This window comes from Ventrimonas faecis (assembly GCF_040096075.1).
In the GTDB taxonomy this organism is placed as follows: Bacteria; Bacillota; Clostridia; order Lachnospirales; family Lachnospiraceae; genus Brotaphodocola; species Brotaphodocola faecis.
Genome location: NZ_JBBMFJ010000056.1, coordinates 1 through 8,406, shown reverse-complemented (window position 1 = coordinate 8,406; position 8,406 = coordinate 1). Strand labels below are relative to the sequence as shown.

The 8,406-nt window shown below is 40.5% G+C and carries 8 protein-coding genes and 1 pseudogene; 6 read left to right on the top strand and 3 right to left on the bottom strand.

The features are described 5' to 3' along the window. Window positions 1-657 precede the first annotated feature (657 nt). Window positions 658-3,321, top strand: a complete 2,664-nt coding sequence (locus WMO41_RS15590) for a GAF domain-containing hybrid sensor histidine kinase/response regulator (RefSeq protein ID WP_349230553.1) — start codon at window positions 658-660, stop codon at window positions 3,319-3,321. A gap of 190 nt (window positions 3,322-3,511) precedes the next feature. Here the strand turns inward: WMO41_RS15590 and WMO41_RS15585 are convergent, their stop codons facing one another. Next, the gene (locus tag WMO41_RS15585; RefSeq protein WP_349230552.1) at window positions 3,512-3,649 is read right to left on the bottom strand and encodes a hypothetical protein; all 138 of its coding nucleotides are present in this window, start codon (window positions 3,647-3,649) and stop codon (window positions 3,512-3,514) included. A 111-nt stretch (window positions 3,650-3,760) separates the two neighbouring features. On the opposite strand from WMO41_RS15585, the gene WMO41_RS15580 reads away from it, so the two are divergent. Then, window positions 3,761-3,940: a hypothetical protein gene (locus WMO41_RS15580; RefSeq protein WP_349230551.1), complete on the top strand. Its 180-nt coding sequence runs from the start codon at window positions 3,761-3,763 to the stop codon at window positions 3,938-3,940. A gap of 109 nt (window positions 3,941-4,049) precedes the next feature. On the opposite strand, the pseudogene WMO41_RS15575 reads toward WMO41_RS15580, so the two are convergent. Continuing rightward, window positions 4,050-4,169: pseudogene (locus tag WMO41_RS15575) on the bottom strand (RsiV family protein); the annotation flags it as partial. Beyond that, window positions 4,142-4,513, bottom strand: a complete 372-nt coding sequence (locus WMO41_RS15570) for a hypothetical protein (protein ID WP_177292886.1) — start codon at window positions 4,511-4,513, stop codon at window positions 4,142-4,144. The pseudogene WMO41_RS15575 and the gene WMO41_RS15570, both read right to left, overlap by 28 nt. Window positions 4,514-4,733: 220 nt before the next feature. On the opposite strand from WMO41_RS15570, the gene WMO41_RS15565 reads away from it, so the two are divergent. From WMO41_RS15565 to WMO41_RS15550, 4 genes are all read left to right on the top strand, one after another. Continuing rightward, window positions 4,734-5,144: a ribonuclease Z gene (locus WMO41_RS15565; protein ID WP_349230550.1), complete on the top strand. Its 411-nt coding sequence runs from the start codon at window positions 4,734-4,736 to the stop codon at window positions 5,142-5,144. A gap of 133 nt (window positions 5,145-5,277) precedes the next feature. After that, window positions 5,278-7,545: a DEAD/DEAH box helicase family protein gene (locus WMO41_RS15560; RefSeq protein WP_349230549.1), complete on the top strand. Its 2,268-nt coding sequence runs from the start codon at window positions 5,278-5,280 to the stop codon at window positions 7,543-7,545. Next, the gene (locus WMO41_RS15555; protein WP_349230548.1) at window positions 7,538-8,071 is read left to right on the top strand and encodes a hypothetical protein; all 534 of its coding nucleotides are present in this window, start codon (window positions 7,538-7,540) and stop codon (window positions 8,069-8,071) included. The genes WMO41_RS15560 and WMO41_RS15555 overlap by 8 nt, the downstream gene beginning before the upstream one ends. Before the next feature lie 105 nt (window positions 8,072-8,176). Beyond that, a complete protein-coding gene (locus WMO41_RS15550; RefSeq protein ID WP_349230547.1) occupies window positions 8,177-8,368 on the top strand; it encodes a hypothetical protein in 192 nt (63 codons plus the stop codon). The last annotated feature ends 38 nt before the right edge of the window (window positions 8,369-8,406 follow it).

Here is an 8,406-nt window from a genome sequence, read left to right as displayed (position 1 = left end):
CAAGCCTGATTCACAAGCTTATCGCTCTTAATTATCATAGAAGAATCTTATTTACAGAGATTTTCTCATACTCTCGCAATTTCTGAATCTCGGTTTTTCTGTGTATCTGTGAAGGTTGTCGCAAGTCCCCAACCGACAGCAACCCTTCATTCATGACCTTCCGTCCGTCGCCCCAATCCATCTCTCCATGACCTCCCGTCCTCTGGCCTGAATCATTTTCAGTTACTGTTCACTCCGCTCACAGTAACGCGCTTTGCGATGCACAAAAATCATGCAAAGCATGATTTCGCGCCGCAATTCTCGGGTTTTCGGTGAACTTTGTCCACAAAAAACACTTCGCGGAACGTTACCAGTGAACAGTAACTATGCAAAGAAGCGCATCACAGTTATTTAAACTTTTATGTGACAAACGTAACTGTCTGTGATATTATGAAAGTAATATAAGCAAAAATGACTTTTGCAGAAATTTTATTTAAAAATATACTTCTTCTAATGGATTAGAAAGAAGTTATATAGATACGGAATGGTATGAGTACAAAGAAAATTACCAGCGAACAGTAATGTAGGAGAACAGTTCGAACATATGTATCGGCTGTTCTTCTTTTGTTTTCAGGCATTAATGGGGGAATATTTTCTATATAAGTGTTGGGAGATTTTATGGAAAAGTTTAAGGCAAATGATAATAAGAATGAAGAACATGAGATTAACTACAGACAATTTAACAAAAAGCTGGAACTTCTGAATCAGATTCTGTCTTTGATATCAGACATCAATCAGGCATCGGATGAGAAAGAAGTGAAGGACTGTATCCCTGCATTGCTTCAATACATCGGTGAATATACAGATGCAGACAGGGTCTATATTTTTGAACTGATATCCGAAAAACAGGACTATTACAGCAATACCTTTGAATGGTGCAGGGAAGGAATCATCCCTCAGATTGACAATCTGATTCATATTCCTATTGCCAGTGTGCCGGTATGGCATGAGAAATTTTTCTGCGGAGAAACCATAATTATCCATGATCTGGAGAAAATACGCGAAACCATGCCCTCGGAATATGACATCCTGAAGGTTCAGGATATTCATTCTCTTCTGGCTTTGCCTTTGTTTGCAAATACGCAGCTGAGCGGTTTTATCGGTCTGGATAATCCGGGTTTGGTTAATCCAGGTGTTTCCATATCGCTTCTTTCCAATGTAGGCGGACATCTTGCCAGTACACTGAACAATCTGCGTATGTTCAGGATGCTTGAGGAAAAACAGAAAACACTGGAGAGCAATCTGGAGGAACTTCAAAAGGAGAAGCATATCCTGGAAGCTCTTTGCGTAGATTATACCTCATTTTATTTATGTGATCTGGCAAATGATACTCTGGAAACGATCAAACCGGGCATACTTTCCAATGGTACAGAGGTTGATGGGATGACGGAACTGAAATTTAGCTATACCTCCAGAATCAGATATTATTATGAAAATTATGTAATCCGGGAATCAGCACCGGATTTCCTTCAGAAGCTGGAACGTCATGCTCTTATAGAGTATCTGCGGAATCACAAACGTTTTGTGCATCGTTATCAGTCCGTGAAAAACCATGCCGGACATGAGTATTTTGAATTACAGGTGATCCGTCTGGAGACAGGCAACAGGGATGATTATAAGATCATTATGGGATTTCGCTATATTGATGATATTGTGCAGGAAGATATGAAAAAGAAGAAGCAGATGGAAGCGACTATGGCAGATCTGAAGCTGAATAATGAGATCATCTCTGCAATCAGTAAAATGTACTGGATCATCTACCGGATGGATCTGATCCACGATACCTATGAGGAGATTTCCAGTAAAGAATCCATGCACCGTCTGACCGGTAGACGTGGAAAAATTTCTGTTCAGTTTACAAATGCCAGAGAGAAACTCATAGCTCCCGAATTTCAGGAGAGAATGAGAGAATTTCTGGATGTTTCTACGCTGGCAGAGCGTCTGAAGAATAGAGAGGAGGTTTCCACAGAATACAGAGCCATAACCGGAGTCTGGCATCAGGCCAGATTTATTGTGAAGCTTCGAAATGAAGCAGGGGAAGTAACCAATGTTCTCTATGTGACGAGAGATATTAATGATCAGAAAATATCTGAGCTGGAAAGCCGGGAGGAGCTGAGAAGAACTGCTCAGGAGGCAGAGAAAGCGAATCTGGCAAAGACAGATTTCCTGAGGAGAATGAGCCATGATGTTCGTACACCGATCAATGGAATCCAGGGCTGTGTGGATATTGCAGACCGTTATCCGGATGATCTGAAGCTTCAGCAGGAAGCACGTACCAAAATCAGGACTGCGTCCGGTTATCTTTTAAATCTCGTCAATGATGTGCTGGATATGAATAAGCTGGAATCCGGCAATATAGAGCTGGAGAGAAAGCACTTTAACCTGCTGGAAGTTCTGCATAATACGAATGAAATCACCAGAATGCAGGCAAATGAAGCCGGCGTCAATTATTATGTAGAAGATGGAGAAATCATCCATACGCAGCTGATAGGAAGTCCGGTACATTTCCAGCAGATATTGATGAATATCGGCAGTAATGCAGTAAAATATAATCATGATGGTGGTTCCGTGACAGTTTCCTGTCGTGAGGTTTCCTATACGGATACTACTGCGGGATATGAGCTGACCTGTACGGATACCGGGATCGGCATGAGTGAGGAATTTCAGAAAAAGGCATTTGAACCTTTTGCCCAGGAAGAGCAGTCAGCCAGAACAAAATATGCAGGTACCGGTCTGGGACTTGCCATTGCCAAAAAGCTGATAGAACTGCAGGGAGGAACCCTTTTCTTTGAGAGCATACAAGGAAAAGGAACCAAATTTATTCTTCGTATTCCTTTTGAAATCTCTGCGGAGGAACAGGAAAAGAAATCTCATATGTATCAGAACTGTTCAGTGGAAGGAGTTCAGGTTCTGCTGGTGGAAGACAATGAACTGAATATGGAAATTGCTGAGTTTCTTCTGAAAGAAGAAAAAGTAAAAGTGACAAAGGCACGGAATGGACGGGAAGCTGTAGAAATCTTTGAGAATTCAGCGTCCGGATACTTTGATGTGATCCTGATGGATCTGATGATGCCCCAAATGGGAGGTCTGGAGGCTGCCCGCAGAATTAGAAGGATGGATCGAAAGGATGCGAAATCGATCCCCATTTTTGCTATGACAGCCAACGCCTTTCTGGATGATATTGCACAGAGTAAAGCAGCAGGAATGAACGAACATTTTTCAAAACCTCTTCAGATGGAGAACGTGATAGATGCCATTCGATTTTATTGCACAGCCAGATGAAAAAACAGTTGGAAGAAAACATAATGAGGAAAATTCAATGAAAATAGTAACTGTTCAGAACCCCCTGATTAGATTCAAGTAATATTTGTACAAAACAGCCTCACGTGAACTTCCCCCTCACTTCAGCGCAAGCAAGTGGTGGGTAGTTCACGTCAGGACGGTTACATCACCATTATTCCAAGCAAGGGATTTACGATCCGGCAGTTAAAGCCGGATTTCTTAAAAAACCATAAAACGGAACCTGCTGCCGGGACAAGTCCCCCACCGACAGCAACCCTTCATCCATGACATCCCATCCGCCATTCCATTCCTTCCTCCATTCACCCAATCCTCCATCTTCCCATCACATTTTTCTACCATGTCCACCCTTCTTTTCTCACATTTTTCCAATCAATCAAGAAAAAACACAGAAAAAAATAGGCGATCGCGTTGGGTTTTCATGATAAATTTCTGGTTTTATGTGGACGAAAATGGCGGAATGCAGACTGGCTGGTTCCAGATAAACGGCAAATGGTATTATTTTAAGGATGTTTCTGATGGAACCAGGGGAATCATGCTGAGAAACCAGAAGACACCGGACGAATATTTCGTCGATGAAAATGGTGTGTGGAAGCCATAAATATCACCCTGTCACAAATATCACCTTGTCACCCATCAATATCAGAATCGAACGAAATAGGAAAAAGAGCAGGAAATCTGAAAAATGATTCGCCTGCTCTTTTGTGCTCTTACTTGAGAATTCCGCTGATCACTGCTTTCGGGATTTCAAAGGTCACAACGCCCATATACATAGGTGCTACATCTCCCTCGTTGAAGCTTATTACGACATTGCCCTGTTCATTGAGATAAAAGGCAGTTTCATCTGTAATCTGTTTAACAGATAATCCAGCGGGTGGACCTCGTAACCCTCCAGCGCAAAATCCAGTTCGGAGGTAGTAAAGATAATGGGAGTCCGCTCAGCCAGAAGACGCAGGCGTCTGGCGGTCTCAAGGCCGTTGAGTCCGTTTTTATCCAACATGATATCCAGAAAGACCGCCTGAAACACTCCGGAGATGAAATCCAGAAGGAAAGCTTCGCCGCTTTCATAAAACGAAAATTCTGCAGGGACTCCGCTTTTTGCGTGTTCTGCCCGGATCAGTCCTGCCAGATAATCCTGATCTTCTTTTCTGTCCTCTACAATGGCGTAATGCATAACCCCACCTCATCCTGCAATCGTAATGCCTATAGTGTAACACGGAATAAAACGGCTGTAAAATGGAAAATGACTTGTGCGCGCAGAAGTCTGATGATACCATGTTACTGATGGGCAGGCATTTTCTGAACTGAAAATGCCGTATGATACCGTGAAAAAACAAAAAAGATCTGGCAGGCTGCGGAGTAAAATGACAGGACGGATCAAAAGGAGAAAAGATATGATCGTAATGGTATGTGTAGATGATAACAACGGAATGATGTTCAACAAACGCCGCCAGAGTCAGGACCGCGTGCTGCGCCAGCGCATGCTGGAGCTGTCGGGAGAAAAGAAGCTGTGGATGAATGATTACAGCCGCAGACAGTTTCCGGAAGAGGAAGCGGGGCATATTGCAGTAACCGAATCGGACTTTTTAGACATCGCCCCGGGGGAAATCTGCTTCCTGGAAGATCAGGATCCGGCACAGTACGAAGCACAGATAGAAGAGCTGATCCTGTTTCGCTGGAACCGCGTCTACCCGGCCGACCTGCATTGTACCCTGGACCTGTCAGTCTGGAAACTGACAGAAACCGAAGAATTCGCCGGCAATTCCCATGAGAAGATCACACAGGAGCGGTATGTGAGAGAGTAGGGATTACTTACGTTTTTTTGCCTGGCAGATATAATAGAGATATAGAGACTGATTTACGAGATACCTTGATTGAAGCACAGAAAAGGCAACGAATGGTAAATGCGTAAAATATAATAAAATTTGGAGGGTACGAATGATGGAAAAAGATTACATAGAAGTAAAGTCATTTGGAAAAGTGTTTCCCAAAAAGGGAGCAAATGCGAGAATACCATATGAACATCAAAAATGTGCAATGGAAAATCTCGATATTATGAATAAAAATGCGAAGTACAGCACTATGATTGTACTTCCTACTGGTGGAGGAAAAACGCACACAGCTTCTATGTGGCTTTTAAGAAATGCACTGGATCAGAAAAAGAAAATATTGTGGATTGCACATCGTCAGATGTTACTTGACCAAGCAGCAGAATCTTTTCAGAAGTTTGCGTATTCAGAGGTAATACCGCATATTCCGTCCTTCCAGTACAGGATTGTATCTGGTGCATCTACGCATGATAGAACCATTGATATTCAACCCACGGACAATTTGTTGATTATGAGTAAGGACAGCATAGGCAGAAATTTACAGTGCTTAGATGCATGGCTCAAGGGCGAAAAGGAAATCTTTTTAATTGTAGACGAAGCACACCATTCTACTGCCAAAACTTATCGCAAAGTAATTGATTATGTAAAAACAAAGGTATTAAATGTAAAATTGATTGGACTGACAGCTACACCATTCCGTACTACTGATGGGGAACAGGGACTTTTGGCAAAAATTTATGAGGACGGTTTACAAGGTGGAAAGGCGGTTCATGGAAATATAGGTATTACATATCAGATAGGGTTAAAAGAGTTGATAAATCGACGCATTTTATCAAAACCTATTTTTGAAAGTTATTACACAGATGAAATGTATGGAGAATCATTAGGTTTGAATGGTTGGGAGAGTATCCAACGATTGGACGTATTGCCTGAAGACGTAGCAGGACAAATGGCAGATAGTGCAGCACGAAACAAACTGATTGTCCAGACATACAAGGCAAAAGAGAAAGAGTATGGACAGACGATAGTATTTGCAATCAATGTAGTTCATGCAATTCATCTAAGTTCGTTGTTTAATAAAGAGGGCATAAAGTCGGAGTTCATTGTGTCTGATGTAAAGGATTCTGTGACAGGAGTGAGAATCAGCAGAGAAGACAACGAAAGAAAAATAGAAGAATATAGGGCAGGAAGAGTAAAAGTACTTGTGAATGTAAATATTTTGACAGAGGGAGTGGACTTACCACAGACTAAAACAGTATTTTTAGCAAGACCAACTGTTTCTACAATCCTTATGACACAGATGATAGGAAGGGCACTTAGAGGAGAAGCTGCTGGTGGAACTTCTTCAGCATACATTGTTTCTTTTGTAGATAGTTGGAATGAACATATTGCATGGGTAAATCCAGACAGTCTGTTCAGTGGAAATAATGAATTTACAGATAATCCAACAGAGCATATGAAGCATGAATTACGCATGATAGCGATTTCTAAAATAGAGGAGTTTGCTTCTGTACTTGACGATTCTGTAAATACCACAGTATTAGAAAAAGTACCATTTGTACAAAGAATTCCGATCGGAATGTATGCGTTTGCCTATTTAGAAGAAAATGGAGTGGATTCTTCCTATCAAGTAATGGTATATGACAGTACGAAAAAAGCATATGAAAAATTGATGAAAGGCTTACCAGGTCTGTTCCAAAGTTTTCAGTGTGAAGAGGAATATCCGGCAGAAGAATTGCTTGAAGAAATGGCAGAGCAATGTAGAAACACGTTTTTCTTAGGCGAAATGATACCACCATATGAAGAAAAAGATGTGATACGAATTTTGAAATATTATGCCCAGTACGAAACTTCGCCACAGTTCTATTCATTTGATGATATAGACAGAAGCAAGTTAGATGTTGCTGCGATTGCAAAACGTATTTGGGATGAGGATATGGGGCAGAGACAGAAAACAGAATATGTAAATGCCTTATGGGAACATAGTGATGATAATTTGTTAAAATTGTTTTTTGGACGAAAATTGTATTTCTGGAGACAACTGGATATAGAGTTAACAAAACTGTCTAATCCGCATATTTATGACGAAGAAGAAAACGTGCAGCGAGGTATTAGAAAGCTGGAGGATTTACCATTGTTCGAGATTGGAAAGGTAAATCCGGAACTGGAAAAAAATCTTCGGGATACAGCATTTGCTAAATCAGAAGATACAGATGGAAATTATACTTGTGCCTGTTGTGGAGCAAAAGGCAAAGACCGTATTTTCTTTCAGGTAGACCATGTGATACCGATGAATAAAGGTGGAAAAACTGTGGCAGAGAATTTGCAGATACTTTGTAGACAATGTAATGGGTTGAAGGGGGATAAAATTGATTGAGCTATATTATGATTCATTTGATCTTGCTTGTATCATACATAGTCTGGATATGGGAATTAAGACAGCGAGTATCATGTTGGAAAAAATTTGGAAAGAAGATAATCAATATTTAAGTCCATTCTATCGGACAAATTTGCGTCAGTTATATTTGGATGTACATTATTGGACAGATTATTTGTGCGACAAGCCAGTAATAGATAAGGAATTTCCAGCTGTTCAGAAAGATTTTCATTCGTTTGGTAAGGATGTGGAAGAAGCAGCCTTTATTACGGATTATTTTGATATTGATTTATTTTTCAAAATGAAACGAGTGCAGATTCTTTATTTGGATGGACAGGATTATGTGAGAATGAAACTACGGACATTATTGAAAGCATATGGATATAAACGCCGGACACAAGAGTTATTAAAATATCTCAGGGAGTGTATGATGTTTTACCATATGCAGACATATCTTCGTGGAAAAGAAGAATGTGATATTGGGGAGATTGGACTTGATGAAATGATAACGATTCGGGTGATTTAATATAATATTCGTGGCAACAATTTGGCAACAGAAAATCAGCAAGCCAAAATAATATGTGTAATTGAGATAAAATGTCGGCAGAAAAGATATAGAACTTAAACTAAAATGTTTAAGAATAGCTATGGATTTGCCGAATTAAAATGGGATAAATCCGTAGAAAGCGCAATTTCGCAGATAAAAGAACGAAATTATGTAAGTGCTTTGAAAGACTATCGGGGAAATCTGATTTTGGCTGGTGTTACCTATGATAAGAAAGATAAAAAGCATAGCTGTAGAATAGAAAAAATAAAAATTTAATTTGTGTACAGAAAATGCCGGGCGGCGCCATTTGGCGC